This window comes from Streptomyces sp. NPDC002156 (assembly GCF_053593675.1).
Genome location: NZ_JBSFDA010000009.1, coordinates 48,148 through 69,934, shown reverse-complemented (window position 1 = coordinate 69,934; position 21,787 = coordinate 48,148). Strand labels below are relative to the sequence as shown.

At 70.7% G+C, this 21,787-nt stretch carries 18 protein-coding genes; 4 read left to right on the top strand and 14 right to left on the bottom strand.

The window, feature by feature from the left end; all coding sequences use genetic code 11:
- Positions 1–84: 84 nt before the first annotated feature.
- Entirely contained in the window at positions 85–636 is a 552-nt protein-coding gene (gene nrdR, locus ACWCRB_RS06750) for a transcriptional regulator NrdR (protein ID WP_450994997.1), read from the bottom strand.
- A 510-nt stretch (positions 637–1,146) separates the two neighbouring features.
- Here nrdR and lexA point away from each other — a divergent pair.
- Positions 1,147–1,926 (top strand): transcriptional repressor LexA, encoded by a 780-nt coding sequence (lexA, locus tag ACWCRB_RS06745; RefSeq protein ID WP_053743545.1) that lies wholly within the window; start codon positions 1,147–1,149, stop codon positions 1,924–1,926.
- A gap of 150 nt (positions 1,927–2,076) precedes the next feature.
- Here lexA and ACWCRB_RS06740 read toward each other — a convergent pair whose 3' ends face one another.
- The 4 genes from ACWCRB_RS06740 to ACWCRB_RS06725 all read right to left on the bottom strand — a co-directional run bounded on the left by ACWCRB_RS06740 (position 2,077) and on the right by ACWCRB_RS06725 (position 8,390).
- Positions 2,077–4,068 (bottom strand): ATP-dependent DNA helicase, encoded by a 1,992-nt coding sequence (locus ACWCRB_RS06740; RefSeq protein WP_450994996.1) that lies wholly within the window; start codon positions 4,066–4,068, stop codon positions 2,077–2,079.
- A gap of 63 nt (positions 4,069–4,131) precedes the next feature.
- Positions 4,132–4,815: a GNAT family N-acetyltransferase gene (locus ACWCRB_RS06735; RefSeq protein ID WP_450994995.1), complete on the bottom strand. Its 684-nt coding sequence runs from the start codon at positions 4,813–4,815 to the stop codon at positions 4,132–4,134.
- A gap of 73 nt (positions 4,816–4,888) precedes the next feature.
- Positions 4,889–6,826: an IucA/IucC family protein gene (locus ACWCRB_RS06730; protein WP_450994994.1), complete on the bottom strand. Its 1,938-nt coding sequence runs from the start codon at positions 6,824–6,826 to the stop codon at positions 4,889–4,891.
- 70 nt (positions 6,827–6,896) lie between these two features.
- Positions 6,897–8,390 (bottom strand): diaminobutyrate--2-oxoglutarate transaminase family protein, encoded by a 1,494-nt coding sequence (locus ACWCRB_RS06725; RefSeq protein WP_450994993.1) that lies wholly within the window; start codon positions 8,388–8,390, stop codon positions 6,897–6,899.
- A 358-nt stretch (positions 8,391–8,748) separates the two neighbouring features.
- Here ACWCRB_RS06725 and ACWCRB_RS06720 point away from each other — a divergent pair, with 358 nt between their 5' ends.
- Positions 8,749–9,978 (top strand): trypsin-like serine peptidase, encoded by a 1,230-nt coding sequence (locus ACWCRB_RS06720; protein ID WP_450994992.1) that lies wholly within the window; start codon positions 8,749–8,751, stop codon positions 9,976–9,978.
- 113 nt (positions 9,979–10,091) lie between these two features.
- Here ACWCRB_RS06720 and hflX read toward each other — a convergent pair whose 3' ends face one another.
- The 6 genes from hflX to miaA form a co-directional block, all read right to left on the bottom strand.
- Positions 10,092–11,588: a GTPase HflX gene (gene hflX / locus ACWCRB_RS06715; RefSeq protein WP_450994991.1), complete on the bottom strand. Its 1,497-nt coding sequence runs from the start codon at positions 11,586–11,588 to the stop codon at positions 10,092–10,094.
- Positions 11,589–11,766: 178 nt separating this feature from the next.
- On the bottom strand, positions 11,767–13,221 hold the full coding sequence (locus ACWCRB_RS06710; protein ID WP_450994990.1) for a M1 family metallopeptidase: 1,455 nt from the start codon (positions 13,219–13,221) through the stop codon (positions 11,767–11,769).
- Between the two features lie 69 nt (positions 13,222–13,290).
- Positions 13,291–15,528 (bottom strand): RelA/SpoT family protein, encoded by a 2,238-nt coding sequence (locus tag ACWCRB_RS06705; RefSeq protein ID WP_450994989.1) that lies wholly within the window; start codon positions 15,526–15,528, stop codon positions 13,291–13,293.
- A gap of 297 nt (positions 15,529–15,825) precedes the next feature.
- Positions 15,826–16,695 (bottom strand): diaminopimelate epimerase, encoded by an 870-nt coding sequence (gene dapF / locus ACWCRB_RS06700; RefSeq protein ID WP_450994988.1) that lies wholly within the window; start codon positions 16,693–16,695, stop codon positions 15,826–15,828.
- A 107-nt stretch (positions 16,696–16,802) separates the two neighbouring features.
- Positions 16,803–17,294 (bottom strand): hypothetical protein, encoded by a 492-nt coding sequence (locus tag ACWCRB_RS06695; protein ID WP_450995028.1) that lies wholly within the window; start codon positions 17,292–17,294, stop codon positions 16,803–16,805.
- Between the two features lie 108 nt (positions 17,295–17,402).
- Positions 17,403–18,341: a tRNA (adenosine(37)-N6)-dimethylallyltransferase MiaA gene (miaA, locus tag ACWCRB_RS06690; protein WP_450994987.1), complete on the bottom strand. Its 939-nt coding sequence runs from the start codon at positions 18,339–18,341 to the stop codon at positions 17,403–17,405.
- 181 nt (positions 18,342–18,522) lie between these two features.
- On the opposite strand from miaA, the gene ACWCRB_RS06685 reads away from it, so the two are divergent.
- Complete coding sequence (locus tag ACWCRB_RS06685; protein ID WP_450994986.1) at positions 18,523–18,798, top strand: hypothetical protein; 276 nt, start codon at positions 18,523–18,525, stop codon at positions 18,796–18,798.
- 23 nt (positions 18,799–18,821) lie between these two features.
- Positions 18,822–19,094 (top strand): antitoxin, encoded by a 273-nt coding sequence (locus ACWCRB_RS06680; RefSeq protein WP_450994985.1) that lies wholly within the window; start codon positions 18,822–18,824, stop codon positions 19,092–19,094.
- Positions 19,095–19,178: 84 nt separating this feature from the next.
- Here the strand turns inward: ACWCRB_RS06680 and ACWCRB_RS06675 are convergent, their stop codons facing one another.
- Genes ACWCRB_RS06675 through miaB form a run of 3 tightly spaced genes read right to left on the bottom strand, consistent with a single transcriptional unit; the run spans position 19,179 to position 21,747 of the window.
- Entirely contained in the window at positions 19,179–19,889 is a 711-nt protein-coding gene (locus ACWCRB_RS06675) for a class III extradiol dioxygenase subunit B-like domain-containing protein (RefSeq protein ID WP_450994984.1), read from the bottom strand.
- A gap of 34 nt (positions 19,890–19,923) precedes the next feature.
- The gene (locus ACWCRB_RS06670; protein ID WP_235474419.1) at positions 19,924–20,193 is read right to left on the bottom strand and encodes a hypothetical protein; all 270 of its coding nucleotides are present in this window, start codon (positions 20,191–20,193) and stop codon (positions 19,924–19,926) included.
- A 36-nt stretch (positions 20,194–20,229) separates the two neighbouring features.
- Entirely contained in the window at positions 20,230–21,747 is a 1,518-nt protein-coding gene (gene miaB, locus ACWCRB_RS06665) for a tRNA (N6-isopentenyl adenosine(37)-C2)-methylthiotransferase MiaB (RefSeq protein WP_450994983.1), read from the bottom strand.
- Positions 21,748–21,787: the final 40 nt, after the last annotated feature.

The window sequence follows — 21,787 nt, the reverse complement described above, 5'->3', positions numbered from 1 at the left end:
GACGCCGCCCGCAGCAGGTCCTTGGATCGCCGTCACCCGGCCGGGGCCGAACTCCGAACACACCGTCCGGGTCCGGCCCGCCGGTCAGTCGGCGGCGTTGGCGGGCACGGGGACCTGAGCGGCCCCTCCGCTCCCGCGGTCGTCTCCCTGGCGCCCCACATCCGGGTCTTCTTCGTCCTCGGCGGGGCGGCGCGATGTTTCCCTGAGTTCCGCGACGGCGGCCTCGAAGTCGTCCAGCGAGTCGAACGCCCGGTAGACGGACGCGAATCGCAGGTAGGCGACGAGGTCGAGTTCCTGCAGCGGACCGAGTATGGCCAGCCCCACGTCGTGGGTGGTCAGCTCGGCGCTTCCGGTGGCCCGCACCGCTTCCTCGACCCGCTGGCCGAGTTGGGCGAGTGCATCCTCGGTGACAGGTCGTCCCTGGCATGCCTTGCGCACACCGTTGATGACCTTCGTACGACTGAAAGGCTCGGTGACTCCGGACCGCTTGACCACCATGAGCGAGCACGTCTCGACGGTCGTGAACCGGCGAGTGCAGTCGGGACACTGGCGGCGCCTGCGGATCGACGTGCCGTCGTCGGTCGTACGACTGTCGACGACGCGGCTGTCGGGGTGCCTGCAGAAGGGGCAGTGCATGGTCTCCAACCCTCCCTCACAGCAGACTCAATGGCCTCTCGGAACCCCTCGGGCCCCTCGAAGCAGCCCCCAGCATAGGCGATGCCCGAGGGACCGAAGACCCGGGGGACCACAACTTCTGGGCTACTGCCGCAATCCAACCACTAGATGTGGGGATTGGCCCGTACATCCATCGCGTATGCGCGTGTCGCACCCGTATTGGCATGTGCCGTACGGCCATACCGCTCGCGAACATGCGGAGATACGGTGAGAACCGCGTGCGACAGGGGGCGAATCCCGGTTGACGGGCTCCCGGGTGGCAGACTTGGGCACCGGCCCACGAGGTCGTCACCCCGGCGGTGAAGGGTACAACAATGAGCCCTTTTGTCCGCCCGGCACGGCATGAGCCATACACCCAAACATCTGATCGCGGCAGGCCATCCTCAATTTTTCACTCGAACGTGTGTTTGGCGCAACCTTTCGAAAGCAACTACCGTTGCACTGCACGGGAGACCATCGAGAGGGGCCGACGTGACCACCACCGCAGACAGTGCCACCATCACTGCCCAGGACCGCTCCCAGGGCCGACTCGAGCCGGTGCATGCGATGAACGAAGCCACGAATCCCGAGGGACACAAGCGGTCCCTCCCTGGGCGACCTCCAGGAATCCGAGCGGACAGCTCGGGACTCACCGACCGGCAACGGCGCGTGATCGAGGTCATCAGGGACTCCGTGCAGCGACGCGGTTACCCGCCGTCGATGCGCGAGATCGGGCAGGCAGTCGGCCTCTCCAGTACCTCATCGGTCGCACACCAGCTCATGGCCCTGGAGCGCAAGGGATTCCTGCGCCGCGATCCACACCGCCCGCGCGCCTACGAGGTGCGCGGTTCCGACCAAGGGGCTTCCGTGCAGCCCACGGACACCGCGGGCAAACCCGCGGCGTCCTATGTCCCACTTGTGGGACGGATCGCCGCCGGCGGTCCCATCCTCGCCGAGGAATCGGTCGAGGACGTGTTCCCGCTCCCCCGCCAACTGGTGGGCGACGGCGAACTGTTCGTCCTGAAGGTCGTCGGTGACTCGATGATCGAGGCCGCGATCTGCGACGGCGACTGGGTCACCGTCCGCCGCCAGCCGGTCGCGGAGAACGGCGACATCGTGGCCGCGATGCTGGAGGGCGAGGCCACGGTCAAGCGCTTCAAGCGCGAGGACGGCCATGTCTGGCTCCTCCCGCACAACTCCGCGTACCAGCCGATCCCCGGCGACGAGGCGACGATCCTCGGCAAGGTGGTGGCGGTGCTCCGCCGCGTGTGAGTGCTGCGGGAGGCGGCGGGTCTTCGGGACCCGCCCCCGACCGGGCCCCGGAACCCCTGCGCCGGTTCCGGGGCCCTGTGCTGTCCCCGTGTGTGCAGGTGCGTGACTGTGCGGGCCACCGACTTCAGTCGGTGGCCCGCACAGTGATGTCTACGCCTCGGCCGGCTCGGCGTCTTCCGTCTGCTTCGCCGCCGCGTCGATCGCGGCCAGTGAGCGCCGGACCACATTGCGGTCCGTGGTGTACCAGAAGTCCGGCAGGGACGCCTTCAGATAGCTGCCGTAGCGGGCCGTGGCCAGCCGCTGGTCCAGTACGGCGACCACACCGCGGTCCCCCGTCGCCCGTACGAGGCGGCCGGCGCCCTGGGCCATGAGCAGTGCCGCGTGGGTGGCGGCGACGGCCATGAAGCCGTTGCCCCCGGCGTCCTCGACGGCCTTCTGGCGGGCGCTCATCAGCGGGTCGTCCGGGCGCGGGAACGGGATCTTGTCCATGACGACCAGCTGGCAGCTGGCGCCCGGGACGTCGACGCCCTGCCAGAGCGACAGCGTGCCGAACAGACAGGTCTTCGGGTCGGCCGCGAAGTTCTTGATCAGCTCGCCGAGCGTCTCCTCGCCCTGGAGGAGGATCGGGAACTCGGGGATACGGGACCGCAGTTCCTCCGCCGCGAGCTGGGCCGCCCGCATCGAGGAGAACAGGCCGAGCGTACGCCCGCCCGCCGCCTGGATCAGCTCCGTCAGCTCGTCGAGCATGTCCCCGCGGTCGCCGTCGCGCGCGGGGCGCGCCAGATGCTTGGCGACGTACAGGATGCCCTGCTTCGGGTAGTCGAAGGGCGAGCCGACGTCGACGCCCTTCCACTGCGGGAGGTCGTCGCCCGCCGTGCCCTCCGGGGCGAGGCCCAGGGAGGCCCCGACGCCGTTGAAGTCGCCGCCGAGTTTGAGGGTCGCCGAGGTCAGGACCACGGAGCGGTCCGTGAAGAGCTTCTCCCTGAGGAGGCCCGACACCGACATGGGGGCGACCCGCAGGGAGGCACCGAAGCGGTCGTGCCGCTCGTACCAGACGACGTCCCACTCGGAGCCGTTCGCGATCCGCTCCGCGACGTCGTGCACGCTCTCCACCGAGGCCAGCGCCTGTTTGCGGACCGCGTCCTCGTCCTGGACCGACTTGTCGCGGGTCGCGCCGATCCCGGAGATCACCGTGCGGGCGGCGTCCCGCAGCGCCATCAGGGCGTACCCGAGATCTTCCGGGACCTCCTCCAAGCGGCCCGGCAGGGCCAGCTCCATCACCCGCTCGAAGCCCTCGGCCGCGGTCTGGAGCTGGTCGGCGGCCTTCTCGTTGACGAGCTTCGCCGCGCGGCGCACGGCACGGTTGACCTGGCCGGGAGTGAGTTCGCCGGTGGCCACTCCGGTGACCCGGGAGACCAGTTCGTGCGCCTCGTCGACGATCAGCACCTCGTGCTGCGGGAGGACGGGCGCGCCCTCGATGGCGTCGATCGCGAGCAGCGCATGGTTCGTAACGATCACCTCTGCGAGCTTGGCCCGCTCCCTGGCCATCTCGGCGAAGCACTCGGCTCCGTACGCGCACTTCGTGGCGCCCAGGCACTCGCGGGAGGAGACGGAGACCTGTGCCCAGGCCCGGTCGGAGACTCCGGGGGTGAGGCCGTCGCGGTCGCCGGTCTCGGTCTCGTCGGACCACTCGCGCAGGCGCAGCAGGTCCTGGCCCAGCTTGCTGGTGGGCGCCGCCGCCTCGAACTGGTCGAAGAGGCCCTCGTCCTCCTCCTGCGGCACGCCTTCGTGGAGGCGGTGCAGGCACAGGTAGTTCGATCTCCCCTTGAGCATCGCGAACTCGGGGCGGCGGCGCAGCACGGGATGCAGTGCGTCGACCGTGCGCGGCAGGTCGCGCTCCACGAGCTGGCGCTGCAGGGCGAGGGTCGCCGTCGCGACGACGACTCGCTCCCCGTGTGCGAGCGCGGGCACGAGGTAGCCGAGCGACTTTCCGGTGCCGGTGCCTGCCTGCACCAGCAGATGGGATCCGTCGTCGATCGCCTCCGCGACGGATTCGGCCATGGTCACCTGGCCGGGGCGCTCCGTACCGCCGACAGCGGTGACGGCAGCATGCAGGAGTTCAGGGAGTGAGGGCTTCGTCATAGCCCGACCACCCTACGGGGCGGCACTGACAATCGGGTGATCAAGGCGGGAGAAGCGACGGCGCTACAACGCATCGCGCACGCCTCGGTCCCGGACCATGAGTGCGGCCCTCTTCGCGGGCAGGTCCAGCTCGGCGGAGAACCGGAATCCGGCGGTGAGAAAGGCCGACACGGAGGGGGTGTTGCGCAGGTCGGGTTCCGCGACGACGCGTGCGCAGGCAGGGCGATGGTCGAGTACGAGATCGGCGACGGCTCTGAGCAGGATGCTGCCCAGCCCGCGCCCGCGATCGGCGACACCGCCGAGCAGGAGGTGCACCCCCGTGTCGTGCGGACGGGCGGGGTAGTGCAGGGCCAGTGGGTCGAGGTCGGCCCGGTAGATCTCCCAGTAGCTCATCGGAGTGCCCTCCAGCACGCCGAGACAGGGGACGCTGCGTCCGTCCCCGTCGAGCTGGGACCGCAGATGGGCCTCGGTCACGCACTCGGTGCCGGCGAGATCCCAGAAGGTGGCCACGGTGGGGTCGTTTATCCAGCGGCCGATCAACGGGAGATCGCGCTCGACCTCGACGGGAACGAGCTGGAACGAGCCCGCGGGCGTAAGGCTCGACCCCCAGTCCCCGATGCGATCGAGGAGATCGTCGGCGTACATCGCGACGAACTCGTCGGGCAGGCGCAGCTCCAGCGTGTCCTCGCTGTCGCCCCCGGTGCGGAAGGCGGCGGGCGGGGCGGTACGGGCGTCGGCAGGGGGCACGGGACGCTCCTCTCAAGAGATGGGGTGTGGCGTGTTCCTCAGGGGTGAAAAGGGGTTTTCGGTGTCGGGGGCGTCAGGAATGCAGGGGGTTGGCGATGGTCACGTAGACGGACTGCGTGTCGACCGGGCCGACCAGTTCGTCGAGTCCGTGCAGCCGGGTGAGCAGGTTGGCCTTGCAGCGCAGGACGGGTGAGTCCAGCAGCCGGCCGGGCAGGGACGTACGCAGCCGGGCGGGACCCGAGGCGATGTCGCCGAGGAAGCGCCGGAAGGCGGCGAGCAGCAGCTGTTCGTCGGCGAGGCGCTGGGAGCCGAACGCGCCGATGAGGCCGAGGACGTTGTTGATGCCGAGGTAGTAGGCGAAGCGTTCGTCGGTGACCTCGTCGGTGACGAAGGTGTCGCTCTGTTCGCCGATGCCCGGCAGCCGGGAGTCGAGTTCGGCGCGCCGGGACTCGCGGAAGTAGTACCCCTGATTGTCGCGGTAGCGGCCTCCCCTGGGCCAGCCGTCGCCGTCCAGCAGGAGCAGGGTGTTCTGCTGGTGGGCCTCCAGGGCGATCCCGGCCTCGCTGTCCAGCCAGAGCACGGGCCGGACGACCTGCTCCAGGTAGCGCAGGAACCACTCGGTGGCGACGGCACCGCGCGGACGGCCGGTTCGTCCGGCGAGCCGCGTGATGACGGCGGCGAGCCGGGACCGCGGGGCCGGGTCCTCCAGGTGGGCATGCGGCCGGGGCGAGACCAGTCCCGCGATGCAGGCCACGTCGTCCGCCGGGTGGAACGGGTTGTGCCGGATCACCACGTCGAGGCCGGTGACGGGGCTGCCGTCCGGGTCGTCGACGGCGAGCCATGCCGGGTCGCGGACGATGTCGAAGCCCGGGTGCGCGGACTGCCACTGCTTGGCCAGCCCGCCGCGCAGCAGCCGGTGCACTTCGACGCCCCGGTGGAGTTCCTTGCGGAGGTTCTCGCGCCGGGAGTTGGTGATGCGCAGCCCCAGCGAGAGCTTCAGCATCGCGGGAGCGCCCGAACGATGGACGGTGCGTACGGACGAGGTGGGGTACCAGGGGGAGCCATGAGCGCAGAGGTCGCGCAGCAGACCGGCCTCGAACAGGGCCGCGGTCTGCGGGCGGTGCCGGGTCTCGCGGACCTGCCAGGGATGCAGGGGCAGGGCCGCGTAGCCGTCGGGCAGCGGGAGCGGCAGTGCGGCCCCGATGAGCTGTGCGGTGAGCTGCTCGGCGCGGATGGGCCGCCCGCGCTCGGTCCAGGCGGAGTCCGTGGCGAGTACAGATGGGGCCACCGCAAGCCAGTGCAGCGGGAAGGAGCCGCGCAACTCCGGTGAGTAGAGCCGGGCTTCGGCCTCGGCGAGCCCTTCGCGGCTCTTCGGGGTCGGATGCAGCGGGTGGCCGAGCAGCAGCGCCTGTTCGGCGGCGAGGAAGAGATCGGGCCCGTCGGCCGGCTGAGCCCGCCGGTCGCTGATGAAGGTGGCGGTACGGCGGACCGAGTCGGCGACACGTGCGACCAGGTCGACGGCGTCGGGGGGCAGGACGGAGGGGGCGGGAGAGGGTGCGCGAGAGGGGGCGGCATCGCTTCCCGGACCGCTGTCCGTCCCCGCCGCCTTCGGGCCGTCGTACGCCTCTCTCGCGAGCAGTGTCGCGACGGTGACCGCGTCGGCGGCCGGGGCTCCTGCGGGGGCGTCGGCCAGGTGGGGGAGGCCGAAGCGGTGCCAGCCGGTCGGGGACCAGTAGTGGACCGGGGCCAACAGGGCGGTGCCGCTGGTGGGAAGGGGGATGCGGAGGGTGCCGTCGGTGGGGGCGGTGAGGTTGTTCTCCCGTACCCAGCAGCGCAGCAGGTTCTCGGTGGCGGCGGCCTGGGCCGCGGTGTGGGGGTCGAGGTGCTCCAGGAGGTCGGCCGTGGCACCGCGCGCCCACTGGGCGCTCCCGGCGGCGGCCTTCTGCCGGGGCACCGTGTCCCTCGCGGGGGTCGGGTGGGAACGGCCTTCGGGTACGGGGGTGCTGTTCAAGACGGTTCCTCGTGGGGGTTGGTCGAGTACACGTGCAGGGAGGGGCGGTACGAGCGGGCGTCGGGCCTGGCTACCCCGCTCGCTCGGAGTGGGTGTCGACGGGGCGTCCTTCGGTGTGGCCGCGCGCCACCGCCGCCACGGCGTCGGCCAGTCGGTCGAGTACCGCGTCGGCCTGCTCGTCGCTGATGGTCAGCGGCGGCAGCAGACGGACGACGCTCGCCTGACGCCCGCCGAGTTCGACGATCAGCCCCCGGCGCAGGCACTCCCGCTGTACGGCGGCGGCCAGTTGGGGCGCTGCGGGGCGCGGACCTCCTCCGGCGGGGCGGGGAAACACCTCCGGATCGGCACCTGGGTGACCAGTGGCCAGCGCGTGCCTCTCCTCCCCCGGCCCGACCAGTTCGACCCCGATCATCAGTCCCCGGCCGCGTACATCGCCGATGATCGGGAACTCCGCTGCCAGCTTCCGGAGTTGGGCGAGGATCCGGGGGCCCAGGGTGGCCGCGCGTTCGGCGAGGCCGTGTTCGCGGACGTACGTCAGAGTGGCCGTGCCCGCTGCCATGGCGAGCTGGTTGCCGCGGAACGTGCCCGCGTGGGCGCCGGGTTCCCAGACGTCGAGGTCGTCGCGGTAGACCACGACGGCCAGTGGCAGGCTGCCGCCGATGGCCTTGGACAGCACCATCACGTCAGGCGTGACCCCGCTGTGCTCCACCGCCCAGAAGGCGCCGGTGCGGCCGACTCCCGTCTGGATCTCGTCGGCGATCAGCGGGATCGAGCGGTCCTCGGTGATCCGTCGCATACGCCGCATCCAGGCGTCCGGCGCGGGAATCACCCCGCCCTCGCCCTGGACGGGTTCGAGGATCATCCCGGCGGGCAGGGGCACGCCCGACTTGGTGTCGTCGAGGACGGACTCGGTCCAGCGGGCGGCGAGTTCGGCGCCCCGGTCGCCACCCATCCCGAAGGGGCAGCGGTAGTCCTGGGGGAAGGGCAGCCGGGCGACGCGTACGTCGGCCGCGTGGCCGGAGGCGTCCAGCGAACCGGCGGTCATGCCGTGGTAGGCGCCGGTGAAGGCGAGCATGCCGGTGCGGCCGGTCGCGGCGCGTACGAGCTTGAAGGCGGCCTCCACCGCGTCCGTCCCGGCCGGTCCGCAGAACTGCACGCGCGCGTGGTCGGCGAGTCCGGGCGGCAGCGTGCGGAACAGCTCCGTGATGAAGGCGTCCTTGACGGGGGTCGCCAGATCGAGGACGTGCAGCGGCGCCCCCGAGTCGAGCACCTTGCGGATCGCCTCCAGCACGACGGGGTGGTTGTGCCCGAGGGCCAGGGTCCCCGCACCCGAGAGGCAGTCGAGGTAGCGGCGGCCGTCGGCGCCCTCGATCGTCAGCCCGCGTGCCCGTACGGGGACGATCGGGAGGGCGCGCGCATAGGTGCGTGCCGACGATTCACGCGCCGACTGGCGCCGCAGAATCCCCTCGTGCGCCCCGCGCGCGCCGGCGCACACTTCGACATCCACGTCGGCTTCCACCGGCGCCCGGGATTCCCGTGCCCCTGTGCGCTCCCCCGTCTCCATGGACTCCCGTAGCCCCAACGCCCCAACTCCCCGCTGCTCCACTGCTCTGCCGCCCCGGCGGCCGCCAACTCACCGAGACACTCCTCCCGTTACCAACACCCGCCGTGCCACAGGAGTCACGGGTCACCTCAAGATCCTTGCCGGGACGGAACAGTTGCCGGTGCGGCGCGGCTCCCCCGGCACTCCGGAAGCAGCTGTGACAAGGCGTCACATCGGCGCCAAGCCGGACGTTTGGCAGCCCGGACCGCCTGTAGCGAAACAGTTGCCGTTCCATCGGATGGCCCCCACAGGGACCGCATAGTGTGTGATGCCGTGCAGGGACAGCACACGGTCCGACCACGCCAGGGGGAGACAGATCATGCGACCCATACGCCCGCCCTTCGTCGGCCGCCGTGGGAGGGGCGCGCGTCGCGGAGCCTCCCCCGTGCCGGCCGCCGTCGGCCTCGCGGTGGCGCTCGCGCTCACCGCCACCGCCTGCGGATCCGACTCCGGCGACTCCGACGCGGGCGGACAGTCCTCCGCCTCCGCCGCTGACGACGGGGCCGGGAAGATCACGATCCCGGACGGGCTCAAGGACAAGCTCAAAGAGCACGGGATCGACATCGACAAGTGGAAGAACGGCGCCTGGAAGAACTGGGACAAGGACGACTGGCTGCGCGAGGCCGAGGACTACGTCAACCCCATCATCGAGGGCCTCTGGGACACGGACCGCATGCGCGAGGCCGACGACCCGGAGAAGAGCGTCGACGAGACCGACCTCGCGGGCGACCAGGGCGTCACCGACCCGACGCCGAAGGCCGTGGCCGCGAAGGCCGTACCGCCCGCCTACCACGCCAACGCGCCAGAGGCGGGCAAGGTGTTCTTCGACGGGCCCGAGGGCACGATGGTCTGCTCGGCGACCGTCGTCGAGGACCCCGCCCACCCCGGGAAGTCGAACCTCGTCTGGACGGCGGGCCACTGCGTGCACGCCGGCAAGAACGGCGGCTGGTACCGCAACATCGCCTTCGTGCCGTCGTACAACAACGCGGCCAGGTCGAGCGCCGAGGTGGAGAACGCCCCGCGCGCGGAGATCGCTCCCTACGGCGTCTGGTGGGGTGAATGGGCGCAGACCTCGGACCAGTGGATCGAGCAAGGGGGTGCGACGGGCGGGGACGGGGCACCGTACGACTTCGCGGTCATCCATGTGACCCCGGAGAAGGGCGGCAGCGGCAAGTCGCTGGAGGAGACGGTCGGTTCGGCCCTTCCGGTGGACTTCGACGCGCCCGCCGTCACGCAGGTGGAGAGCATCACGGCGACCGGGTATCCGGCGGCGGAGCCCTTCGACGGCGAGACGATGTACCAGTGCGAGGACCGGCCGGGCCGACTGTCGATCGTCGAGGCGGACCCGACGATGTACCGGATCGGCTGCACCATGACCGGCGGTTCCTCCGGCGGCGGCTGGGTCACCACAGGCGCGGACGGCAACCCGGCCCTGATCTCCAACACCTCGATCGGCCCAGTCAGCTCAGGCTGGCTGGCAGGCCCAAGGCTGGGCAAGGTGGCAAAGGGCGTGTACGACGAGGTGAGCGCGAAGTTCGCCGACCAGTGACATGACGAAAGGCCCCCCATGCCGTAGGCATGGGGGGCCTTTCCAGGGGCGCGGGGAACTGCGCGAACAACCCCCACGCACCCGCAGACGACAACGCACCCGCCCGGCGGAGCCTAAAGCACCGCAGCCGCCGGAACATACGGCGACAGATCCGCCGCCAATTCCTCATGCACCCGCGCCTTGAGCAACGTGCCCTCCCCGGTGTGCTCCTCGGAGATCACCTCGCCCTCGGTGTGGGCACGGGCGACCAGCCCGCCGTGCGTGTACGGCACGAGCGCCTCGATCTCGACCGAGGGCCGGGGCAACTCGTTGTCGATCAGCGCGAGCAGTTCGTCGATGCCCTGACCGGTACGGGCGGACACCGCGATCGAACGCGTCTCCATCCGCATCAGCCGCTGAAGCATCAACGGGTCCGCCGCGTCCGCCTTGTTGATCACGACGATCTCGGGTACGCCGGTGGCACCGACGTCCCTGATCACCTCGCGCACGGCGGCCAACTGCTCCTCCGGCGCCGGATGCGAGCCGTCGACCACGTGCAGGATCAGGTCGGAATCGCCGACCTCCTCCATCGTGGAGCGGAACGCCTCGACGAGGTGGTGCGGCAGGTGCCGTACGAAACCGACGGTGTCGGCCAGTGTGTAGAGGCGCCCGCCAGGGGTCTCGGTCCGGCGCACGGTCGGGTCGAGGGTCGCGAACAGGGAGTTCTCGACCAGCACGCCCGCGCCCGTGAGGCGGTTGAGCAGCGAGGACTTGCCCGCGTTGGTGTAGCCGGCGATGGCGACCGAGGGCACCTTGTTGCGCCGGCGCACCTGACGCTGGATGTCGCGGCCGGTCTTCATCTCCGCGATCTCCCGGCGCATCTTCGCCATCTTCTCGCGGATCCGGCGCCGGTCCGTCTCGATCTTGGTCTCACCGGGACCACGGGTGGCGAGCCCGCCGCCCTTGCCGCCGCCCATCTGACGGGACAGCGACTGACCCCAGCCTCGCAGCCTCGGCAGCATGTACTGCATCTGCGCGAGCGCGACCTGCGCCTTGCCCTCTCGGGACTTGGCGTGCTGGGCGAAGATGTCGAGGATCAGGGCCGTACGGTCGATGACCTTGACCTTGACGACGTCTTCGAGGTGGATCAGTTGGCCCGGGCTCAGCTCACCGTCGCAGATGACGGTGTCGGCGCCCGTCTCGATGACGATGTCCCGCAGCTCGTTGGCCTTGCCGGAGCCGATGTAGGTGGCCGCGTCGGGCTTGTCGCGGCGCTGGACGACGCCGTCGAGCACGAGCGCGCCCGCGGTCTCCGCGAGGGCGGCCAGTTCGGCGAGGGAGTTGTCCGCGTCCTTGATGGTTCCCGTAGTCCACACACCGACGAGCACGACCCGCTCCAGACGGAGCTGGCGGTACTCGACCTCGGTGACGTCCTCGAGTTCGGTGGAGAGGCCTGCCACGCGGCGCAGGGCCGCGCGCTCGGAGCGGTCGAACTGGTCGCCGTCCCGGTCTCCGTCGATCTCGTGGCTCCAGGCGACGTCCTCTTCCATCAGGGCATCGGCCCGAAGACCTTCGGGGTAGGTGTGCGCGAAGCGCTCAGTGTCCTGGGAAGGGGAAGAAGAGGAGGTCATTGGGTCCTTACGTCGTTGGGGATTCGGTTGCGGCGACGGATTGCGCGTCGTCACTGCTCACAACGCACGAGCGTCCCGGGAGATTCCCGGAACCCGTCCCGTGAGGCCGGGGGCAGCGCCGCCGACCCGACGATGGTCGCACGGCACGCCCCGTCTCGTCACGGTGTTATTTCGCGGGCTATGTCGCGGGCGCGACGGACTTCCAGTCCGGGTGGCCGGGCATCGGCGGCGTTTTCTCGGCGTACAGCCAGGCCTGGAAGAACGCGCCCAGGTCCCGCCCGGCGATGTCGGAGGCGAGGCGCTCGAAGTCGGCGGTGCCCGCGATGCCGTCCTTGTGGAGGCCGACCCATGCCTCCTCGACGCGCTCGAACGCGGGGCGGCCGATCTCCTGGCGCAGGGCGTAGAGGGCGAGGGCGGCGCCGTCGTAGACGTTCGGGCGGAAGATGCCGATCTTCTGGCCGGGCTTGGGCGCCTTGGGGGCGGCGGGCGGCCCGCCGGCGGCGCGCCAGCGGTCGGAGGAGCCGTAGGCCGCCTTCATGCGGTCCGCCAGCTTCCGGCCCGCCTTCTCCTCCGCGTACAGGGCCTCGTACCAGGTGGCGTGTCCTTCGTTGAGCCACAGGTCGGACCAGGTGCGCGGGCTGACACTGTCGCCGAACCACTGGTGGGCCAGTTCGTGCACCATGATCGAGTCGACGTACCACTCGGGGAAGGCAGGCTCGGTGAACAGGTCTCTCTCGAAGAGAGAGAGGGTCTGTGTCTCCAGCTCGAAGCCGGTCGACGCCTCGGCGATGAGCACCCCGTACGTCTCGAACGGGTAGCGGCCGGCCTTGCTCTCCATCCACTCGATCTGCGCGGGCGTCTTCTTCAGCCACCGCTCCAGGAGCACCCGGTCCTTGGTGGGCACGACATCGCGTACGGGCAGACCGTGCGGCCCGGTGCGGTGCAGCACGGTGGAGCGGCCGATGGACACCTGGGCCAGTTCGGTGGCCATGGGGTGCTGGGTGCGATACGTCCAGGTCGTCGCCTTGCCGACCCGGTCGACGCCTGCGGGCAGCCCGTTGGCGACCGCCGTGTAGCCGTTCGGAGCGGTGACCCTGATGGTGAACATCGCCTTGTCGGAGGGGTGGTCGTTGCACGGGAACACCAGGTGCGCGACATCGGCCTGGTTGGCCATCGCGAGCCCGTCCTTGGTGCGGACCCAGCCCCCGTCCCGGTCGGGCGCGGACACGGGATCACTGGTGTGCCGCACGGTGATCCGCATCCAGCTCCCGGCGGGCAGCGCCGCCCGGGGAGTCACCACCAGGTCCTCGCCCGCACTGGTGAACGACGCGGGTTCACCGTCGACCTCGACCGCCTCGACCTTCCCGTGGGAGAAGTCGAGGTTGACCTGTTCGAGCGGGGTGGTCGTCCAGGCGTCGATGGTCGTGACGGCGGACAGCGGCTTGCTGTTGGTTCCGGGGTAGCTGAAGGCCAGGTCGTACGACGCCACGTCGTACCCGGGGTTGCCCAGGTGCGGGAAGAGGCGGTCGCCGACGCCCAAGGGTGCCGCGGGGGCACTCGCGGCGACGAGGCAGACGGAGACGGCGGAGGCGAGCAGCGCCGACGTGAACCAGGTACGGGGGTTGAGCAGCATGCACCACGGCTACCAGCGACCGCCCGCCGGACGACGGCGACTCGCGACGGTCCCACCCGAACGGGTACCTCAGGGAACCGCCACGTGATGCTGCGCCCGGCTCACGTCGTACACGCCCGGCACATTGCGCATGGCCCGCATGAGGGCGGGAAGGTGCGCCGCGTCCGGGAGTTGGAGCGTGTAGGTGTGGCGTACGCGCTGCTGGCTGGGGGGTTCGACGGTCGCCGAGACGATCGCGACGCCCTCCAGGGCGATGGCCTCGGTGAGGTCGGCGAGCAGATGGGGCCGCCCGAACGATTCGGCGACCAGGGTGACCCGGGCCTCGGTGGTGTCCCCCCAGTGCACACCGACCTCCGCGCGCCCCGTGCTCTTCATGCGCGCCACCCCGGCGCACTCCACGCGGTGGACGGTCACCACTCCCCCGCGTACGGCGAAGCCGGTGACCTCGTCGGGCGGTACGGGCGTACAGCAGCCGGCGAGGCGTACGGTCGCGCCGGGCTGGTCGACGACGGCTGTCGCGGCGGCAGGGGAGGTGGCGGAGCCGTCCTGGGCGGGACGGGCGCCGGCGGCCTCACGGGCGGGCTCCGCGGGGGTCTCCTCGGCCTCCGGGAGGTCGCCGGAGGTCTCCGGACCGTCCGTCGGTTCGTCGTGTGTCGGATGGGCGGCGAGCCAGCGCTGGATGGCGATCCTGGCGACGGGGGTGTGCGCGTGCTCCAGCCACTCCCTGGAGGGTTCGGAGGCCGGGTCCTGCCCCATGAGGAGCTGGACCGTGTCGCCGTCCCGCAGAACCGTGCTCAGCGTCGCCAGCCGGCCGTTGACCCGGGCGCCGATACAGGCGTGCGCGTCCTCGCCGTACTGCGCGTAGGCCGCGTCCACGCAGCTCGCGCCCTCGGGGAGCCCGAGCGAGCCCCCGTCGGCCCGGAAGACGGTGATCTCGCGGTCCTGGGCGAGGTCCTCGCGCAGGGTGGACCAGAAGGTGTCGGGGTCGGGCGCGGCCTCCTGCCAGTCGAGCAGCCTGGAGAGCCAGCCGGGCCTGGTGGGGTCGATGCGCTCGCCGTCGCCTGCGAGGTCGGCCCGCGCCCCGTCGCCGTCGGTCTGCTCCTCCGAAGGAGGAGCGTAGGGATTGCCGAGCGCGATCACGCCGGCCTCGGCGGCCTTGTGCATCTGGTGCGTACGGATGAGGACTTCGGCGACCTGACCGTCCTTGCGGGCGACGGCCGTGTGCAGCGACTGGTACAGGTTGAACTTGGGGACGGCGATGAAGTCCTTGAACTCCGAGACCACGGGCGTCATGCACGTGTGCAGCTCGCCCAGTACGCCGTAGCAGTCGGCGTCCTCGTTGACGAGCACCAGGACCCGTCCGAAGTCGGAGCCGCGCAGTGTGCCGCGTTTGCGCGCCGTCCGGTGCAGGGACACGAAGTGCCGTGGCCGGATGAGGACTTCGGCCTGGATTCCCGAATCGCGCAGTACCGCGCGCACCTCGTCGGCGATCTCGGCGAGCGGGTCGTCCGCGCGGGAGGCGTTGTTGACGATCAGCTCCCGGGTGTGCTGGTACTCCTCGGGGTGCAGGATCGCGAAGACGAGGTCTTCCAGTTCGGTCTTGAGCGCCTGGACGCCGAGCCGTTCGGCGAGCGGGATGAGCACGTCCCGGGTGACCTTGGCGATGCGTTCCTGCTTCTCGGGGCGCATCACGCCCAGGGTGCGCATGTTGTGCAGCCGGTCGGCGAGTTTGATCGACATCACGCGGACGTCGTTCCCGGTGGCGACGAGCATCTTGCGGAAGGTCTCGGGCTCGGCGGCGGCGCCGTAGTCGACCTTCTCCAGCTTCGTCACACCGTCGACGATGAAGCGGACCTCGGCGCCGAACTCCTCGCCGACCTGATCCAGCGTCACATCGGTGTCCTCGACGGTGTCGTGGAGCAGAGACGCCGTCAAGGTCGTGGTCTCCGCGCCGAGTTCGGCGAGGATCAGCGTCACGGCGAGCGGGTGCGTGATGTACGGCTCGCCGCTCTTGCGCATCTGGCCGCGGTGCGAGGACTCGGCCAGGACGTAGGCCCGGCGCAGCGGATCCAGGTCGGCGTCGGGGTGGTGGGCGCGGTGCGCCTCGGCGACGTGGCCGATGGCGTCGGGCAGCCGGTCACGGGTGGCGGAGCCGAGGAAGGCCGCTCTGCCCAGCCGACGCAGGTCGATCCGGGGGCGGGCCCGTCGGCGGGGCGCGGGAGTCCCCCCTTGCTCCAGCGAGACCGCGAGCTTGGGCGAGGACGTCACAGCACCTGGGCTCGCGGGATTCGTGGCCTCCGCACTCATGGGCACCTCCGGCTACCTGGACCGGCGGACGGGATGCCCCATGGCGGACGGCGGCTCAGGGGATGACGTTGTTCCCCCGTCCGGGCCGGTGCTTGATGCTACCGAGCCCACCACGCGCGACTGACCACCTCTCGTCGAGCGTGAAACGGATCACCCATTCGAGCGACGGTTCGAGGGCCTGTGCATTCGAGCCACCCGACCTGTGATCGACGTCGTTTCCGAGCCGCGCAGGGCAAGAGAACTACGGTTCCATGGCTCACAGGACCCATGGGCTGCAATGACCGACCGTCACCCGCTTCACTTCACCGCAGTTTCCAGCCACTCCGCATCGATCTCGCCCTCGGCGACGATCACCGCGGGACCGGTCATCTCGATCTCGCCGTCGGCCCGCTCGGTGATCACCAGGCGCCCGCCGGGCACATCGACGGTGTACGTCACCGGAGTCCCGGTCACGGCCGGGTCCGCGCCGTCGCGCCGAGCGGCGGCCACGGCGACGGCACACGCGCCCGTGCCGCACGAGCGGGTCTCACCGGCCCCACGCTCGTGCACGCGGAACGCGACATGACGCGGGCCGCGGTCGACCACGAACTCGACGTTGACCCCGTCCGGGTAGACGGAGGCGGGGCTGAACGGCGGCGCGGTGAACAGGTTCCCCGCGTGCGCGAGATCGTCCACGAAGGCGACCGCGTGCGGGTTGCCCATGTTGACGTTCCGCGCGGGCCAGGCGTGCTCCCCCACCCGTACAGTGACCTCCCCTTCGAGGAGGAGGGCCTTGCCCATACCGACGGTGACGTCGCCCTCCTTGGCGAGGTGCACGCTCTTCACTCCCCCGCGCGTCGCGATGGCGATGTCCCCTTCGGTGACATGTCCGGCCCGCTGCAGATAGCGCGCGAAGACCCGCACCCCGTTGCCGCACATCTCGGCGATCGAGCCGTCGCCGTTGCGGTAGTCCATGAACCACTCCGCCTCGCCCGCCATGCCCCTGGCCTCAGGATGCGCGGCGGACCGCACGACGTGCAGCAGCCCGTCACCCCCGATGCCCGCACGCCGGTCGCACAGGGCGGCGACGGCGGCCGGGGAGAGGTCGATGAGGTTCTCGGGGTCGGGGACGATCACGAAGTCGTTCTCGGTCCCATGACCCTTGAGGAAGGCGATGCGCGTGCTCATCCCTCGATCGTACGGCGTAGGAGCGCCCCAAAGGGGCGCGGGACTGTGCCGATATGCGGCTCCGCCGCGCGGGCGCGACAAGCCACGACGGCGCCGCAGCCGAACTGCTAGCGCAACCGGGCCACTCGCCACACGGCGAGCACGATCACGACGGACACCATCACGACGTACGCCAGCACGACCCGCCAGTCCCGCCGGCGGCCGTCACCCAGCCCGGGTGCCGTGTAGCCCACCCGGCGGGCGGCCATCATGCCCCAGCCCGCCGCGCAGGAGCAGATGAGCAGCCCCAGCATGGCGATGACCGCTCCACTGTCGCCGAAGTCGAACGCCAGCGGGAAGGCGAACATCAGGGAGCCGAGCGCAGCCAGGACCACGATCGGGGCGAGCTGCCAGATGCGCAGTCGGCGCTGCGGGCGCAGCTCGACCTCGACCTCGGGCCCGAGGAACATCTCGTCCGGTTCGGGTCCGTCGGCGGTCACGCCGCCCTGGGTGTCGTCGGGCCCGTCCGGGCTCAGACGGTCCTCGCCCTGTTCCGTTTCGCCACCGTCACCGGTGACGTGTCCCGCGCCTTGTGCGGTGTCGCGAGGGCCGGCCTCCATCGCCACGCGCCCTCCCAACTCGGACTCCACTTGGTCGATCGAAGCTCGATGATGGCACGGCGCCGGAGGCCTGGATGACGGCCGGAGCGTCCCGATGCCATGACGTGATCAGGCTGTGACCGGTCGTTCGAGCAACGCCAGTGCGAGGCGCGGAAGTTCTGTGAGATCCGCCGCAGCCCCACTGAGCCAGTGCACCCGGGGATCGCGTCTGAACCATGAATCCTGACGGCGCGCGAAGCGTTTGGTGGCGCGTACGGTCTCCGCACGCGCGTCGCCCTCGCCGTACTCCCCCGCGAGCGCCGCGAGCACCTGCTGGTAGCCCAGCGCGCGCGATGCCGTGAGCCCCTGGCGCAGGCCGTGCGCCTCCAGCGCGCGTACCTCCTCCACGAGCCCCGCCGCCCACATCCGGTCGACGCGGCGCGCGATGCGCTCGTCCAGCTCGGGGCGGGACACGTCGACGCCGATCTGGACGGTGTCGTACACGGAGTCGTGGCCCGGAAGGTTGGCAGTGAAGGGCTTGCCGGTGATCTCGATGACCTCCAGGGCCCGGACGATACGGCGGCCGTTGCTGGGCAGGATCGCGAGCGCGGCCTCGGGGTCGGCGGCGGCCAGCCGGGCGTGCAGGGCGCCGGAGCCGCGCAGGGCCAGCTCCTCCTCCAGGCGGGCCCTGACCTCGGGATCGGTGCCGGGGAACTCCAGGTTGTCGACGGCTCCACGGACGTACAGACCGGAGCCGCCGACCAGGATCGGCCAGCGTCCCTCGGCGAGCAGTGCGTCGATCCGCTCGCGCGCGAGGCGCTGGTACTCGGCGACGCTGGCCGCGACGGTCACGTCCCAGATGTCCAGGAGGTGGTGCGGGACGCCTCCGCGCTCCTCGGGCGTCAGCTTGGCGGTACCGATGTCCATCCCTCGGTAGAGCTGCATCGAGTCGGCGTTGACGACCTCCCCGCCGAGACGCTGGGCCAGGAAGACGCCCAGATCGGACTTTCCGGCCGCGGTGGGGCCGACGACGGCGATGACTCGGGGGGAGGGGGGTGTGCTGCTCACTGCCCCAGTCTCCCAAACCCGGGACCCCTCCTCGAACGAGTTACGTGACGGTGGGTGTCCGGGGTCGTTGCCAGTTGCGAGGTTCGCGCCGCCGGATTCGGGAGGCGGTGACGGGGGCGACGCAAACGGACGCACCGGGCGACGCGGGATTTCGCCCGCACGAGTAACGTATGGAGTGGATATGGGCGTTTTTGCACGGTTTCTTGGACGGTCGAAGACCGCGGAGGAGGCGTCGGCCGCCGAGGAGCAGTCCGTCGCAGTGACGGACGAGTCCGCGGCGGAGGAGACGGAAGCGGCGACGGGGTCGCCCGAGGCCGGCAGCGGTGCCGGGACGGAGAGTACGGCGGAGAAGCCGGAAGCCGTGGCCGTGGCCGCCACCGAGGGCGTCGAGATCCCCAAGCAGCAGTCCGCCGAGGAGGCCGCCGACAGCGAGGCCGGTGAGGGCGCCCGCAAGTGACTGCCCGCGAGGGAAGGTGAACCATGGGTCTGCTGGACAGTTTGAAGGCGAAGCTCGCCCCGGCCAAGGACAAGATCTCCGACCTCGCGCAGCAGCACGGGGGCAAGATCGAACGGGGTCTCGACAAGGCCGCGAAGGTGGTCGACGACAAGACCAAGGGCAAGTACAGCGACAAGATCCATACGGGCACCGACAAGGCGAAGGGCGCCGTGGACCGCATCGCGCACAAGGACGGTGACACCACCCGGGACGACACGTTCACGCCGCCCCCGGACGCGCCACCGCCGGCTTCCTGACCGGCACCAACAGCACCACCGCACCACATCGGCGGACGGCCGCGGAGCAGACGCTCCCGGCCGTCCGCCGCGTCCGTACGCCCTCTACGACCAGGCCGCGACCACGTACCCCACGCCGTACGGCGCGTCCTCGTACAGCAGCGCGCCCGCGAGGCCGGCGTCCTCGGCCGCGCCCGCGAGGACCTGCCAGGGGGCGCGGCCCGAACACTTCAGTTCGTACGCCAGTTCCGCGTCCAGCGTCTTCAGCGCCGCCACGTCCGCCGTGCCCAGCGCCCGTCCGACCTCCTCGTCGAACCCGGCGGCCCGCTCGTCCAGATAGCCCGGCGCCTTGAGCGTGCGGCAGGCGCTGGCGTCGCCCATCACCAGCAGGGCCAGCCGCTCCGGCCGCCCGCCGATGTCCCGGCCGGCCTCGAAGCATCGCTCGGGCGCGAGCGGTTCGCCCACGCCCAGGCCTTCGACGGGCGCCACGGACCAGCCGGTGCGCTCCAACAGCCAGGCGGCGACGGCGAGCGACGACGGCAGCTCCCCTTGCGCCTCTGCGCCTCCGGTGCCCAGGCGTACGTCGACGTCCACGCCGAAGCCGCGGAACGAGCCGCGGGTGCCCTCCGGGTGCGGTCCGCGCCCGCTCTCCCCCGCCGGCCCGACGACCAGCAGGCGGTCGGGACGGGAGGCCGCGAGGAGGCCCAGCGCGTCCGTACAGGCGGTGCGGGCGGCGTCCAGCTCGGGAGCGGCGCCCGCGGCCACCTCGGGCACGAGGAGGGGCGGACAGGGGCAGATGGCGGCGACGACAAGCATGATCGGGAGGGTAACCCCGGAGGACGGCCCGGTGTCATTCCTCGAAGAGCACGTCCGTCAGGTCGATGACCGTGAGCACGAGCACCACGAGTTTGCCCTCACTGATCACGTACTCGATGAAGAGATTGCGCGACAGGGCGAGTCCACGGGTGGACTCGTCGCCGAGGACGGAATGGGAGAGCTTGTGCCGCGGGTCGGTCGCCAGTATGGCCAGGCCACGCTCCAGCAGGTCACGCCTGTCGGCGGTCAGGCTGTCGCGCACTTTGGCGGCCTGTTCGGTGAACGCAACGCTGTACGGCAACATGTGATGCTCCTTCCCTGTCCGCATTGTGCCAGGACGTCAGTCGCAGCCGCAGCCGCTCCCCGTGGCCACCGGCAGCGGAGCCGGCGCCCCGATCTTCGGCAGGCCGAGCATCACGCCCGCCGGCTTCGCGGCCTCCGCGGTGTTGCGCTTCTCCCAGGCGTCACCCGCGCGCGTGGGACGCACGTTCAGGACGGCGCCCTCCGCGAGGAGGTGGTGCGGGGCGGCGTACGTGATCTCGACCGTGACCACGTCCCCGGGGCGTACCCCGGTGTCCGGCTTGGTGAAGTGGACCAAGCGGTTGTCGGGGGCGCGGCCGGAGAGGCGGTGGGTGGCGCCGTCCTTGCGGCCCTCGCCCTCGGCGACCATCAGCTCCAGGGTGCGGCCGATCTGCTTCTTGTTCTCCTCCCAGGAGATCTCCTCCTGGAGGGCGGCGAGACGCAGGTAACGCGCCTGGACGACCTCCTTGGGGATCTGGTTCTCCATGGTGGCGGCGGGCGTGCCGGGCCGCTTGGAGTACTGGAAGGTGAACGCCTGCGCGAACCGCGCCTCGCGGACCGCGTGCATCGTCTGCTCGAAGTCCTCCTCGGTCTCCCCGGGGAAGCCGACGATGATGTCGGTGGTGATCGCCGCGTGCGGGATGGCGGCCCGCACCTTCTCGATGATCCCCAGGTAGCGCTCCTGGCGGTACGAGCGGCGCATCGCCTTGAGGATCGTGTCCGAGCCGGACTGCATGGGCATGTGGAGCTGCGGCATCACGTTCGGTGTCTCGGCCATGGCGGCGATGACGTCGTCGGTGAAGTCGCGCGGGTGCGGGGAGGTGAAGCGCACGCGCTCCAGGCCGTCGATCTTCCCGCAGGCCCGCAGCAGTTTGCCGAAGGCCTCGCGGTCGCCGATGTCGGAGCCGTACGCGTTGACGTTCTGGCCGAGCAGGGTGATCTCGGAGACGCCCTCACCGACCAGCGCCTCGATCTCGGCGAGGATGTCGCCGGTGCGCCGGTCCTTCTCCTTGCCGCGCAGGGCCGGGACGATGCAGAAGGTGCAGGTGTTGTTGCAGCCGACGGAGATCGACACCCAGGCCGCGTACGCGCTCTCGCGGCGGGTAGGCAGCGTCGACGGGAACGCCTCCAGCGACTCGGCGATCTCGACCTGCGCCTCTTCCTGCACGCGCGCGCGTTCGAGCAGGACGGGCAGCTTGCCGATGTTGTGCGTACCGAAGACGACGTCCACCCAGGGCGCCTTCTTCACGATGGTGTCGCGGTCCTTCTGCGCGAGACAGCCGCCCACCGCGATCTGCATCCCGGGGCGCTTGGTCTTCATCGGGGCGAGCCGGCCGAGGTTGCCGTACAGCCGGTTGTCTGCGTTCTCACGCACGGCGCAGGTGTTGAAGACGACGACGTCCGCGTCTCCGTCCGCATCCTTGGGGGCACGCACATAACCGGCGTTTTCGAGCAGGCCGGACAATCGCTCGGAATCATGGACGTTCATCTGGCACCCATAGGTGCGCACTTCGTAGGTCTTGACGTCCACTGCCGGGCTCCGGTCGTTGCTGCTCATGCGACAAGGGTAGGCGGTCGTGAACGGAGTCCCGGTCGGG

Bases quoted from the DNA above. Each gene is read 5' to 3' on its own strand.
- dapF (WP_450994988.1), bottom strand. From the start codon at position 16,695: ATGAGCACGCGCATCGCCTTCCTCAAGGGTCATGGGACCGAGAACGAC.
- ACWCRB_RS06740 (WP_450994996.1), bottom strand. From the start codon at position 4,068: ATGACGAAGCCCTCACTCCCTGAACTCCTGCATGCTGCCGTCACCGCT.
- miaB (WP_450994983.1), bottom strand. From the start codon at position 21,747: ATGAGCAGCAACGACCGGAGCCCGGCAGTGGACGTCAAGACCTACGAA.
- ACWCRB_RS06670 (WP_235474419.1), bottom strand. From the start codon at position 20,193: ATGTTGCCGTACAGCGTTGCGTTCACCGAACAGGCCGCCAAAGTGCGC.
- ACWCRB_RS06720 (WP_450994992.1), top strand. From the start codon at position 8,749: ATGCGACCCATACGCCCGCCCTTCGTCGGCCGCCGTGGGAGGGGCGCG.
- ACWCRB_RS06675 (WP_450994984.1), bottom strand. From the start codon at position 19,889: ATGCTTGTCGTCGCCGCCATCTGCCCCTGTCCGCCCCTCCTCGTGCCC.
- ACWCRB_RS06685 (WP_450994986.1), top strand. From the start codon at position 18,523: ATGGGCGTTTTTGCACGGTTTCTTGGACGGTCGAAGACCGCGGAGGAG.
- nrdR (WP_450994997.1), bottom strand. From the start codon at position 636: ATGCACTGCCCCTTCTGCAGGCACCCCGACAGCCGCGTCGTCGACAGT.
- hflX (WP_450994991.1), bottom strand. From the start codon at position 11,588: ATGACCTCCTCTTCTTCCCCTTCCCAGGACACTGAGCGCTTCGCGCAC.
- ACWCRB_RS06725 (WP_450994993.1), bottom strand. From the start codon at position 8,390: ATGGAGACGGGGGAGCGCACAGGGGCACGGGAATCCCGGGCGCCGGTG.
- ACWCRB_RS06710 (WP_450994990.1), bottom strand. From the start codon at position 13,221: ATGCTGCTCAACCCCCGTACCTGGTTCACGTCGGCGCTGCTCGCCTCC.
- ACWCRB_RS06695 (WP_450995028.1), bottom strand. From the start codon at position 17,294: ATGGAGGCCGGCCCTCGCGACACCGCACAAGGCGCGGGACACGTCACC.
- ACWCRB_RS06680 (WP_450994985.1), top strand. From the start codon at position 18,822: ATGGGTCTGCTGGACAGTTTGAAGGCGAAGCTCGCCCCGGCCAAGGAC.
- ACWCRB_RS06705 (WP_450994989.1), bottom strand. From the start codon at position 15,528: ATGAGTGCGGAGGCCACGAATCCCGCGAGCCCAGGTGCTGTGACGTCC.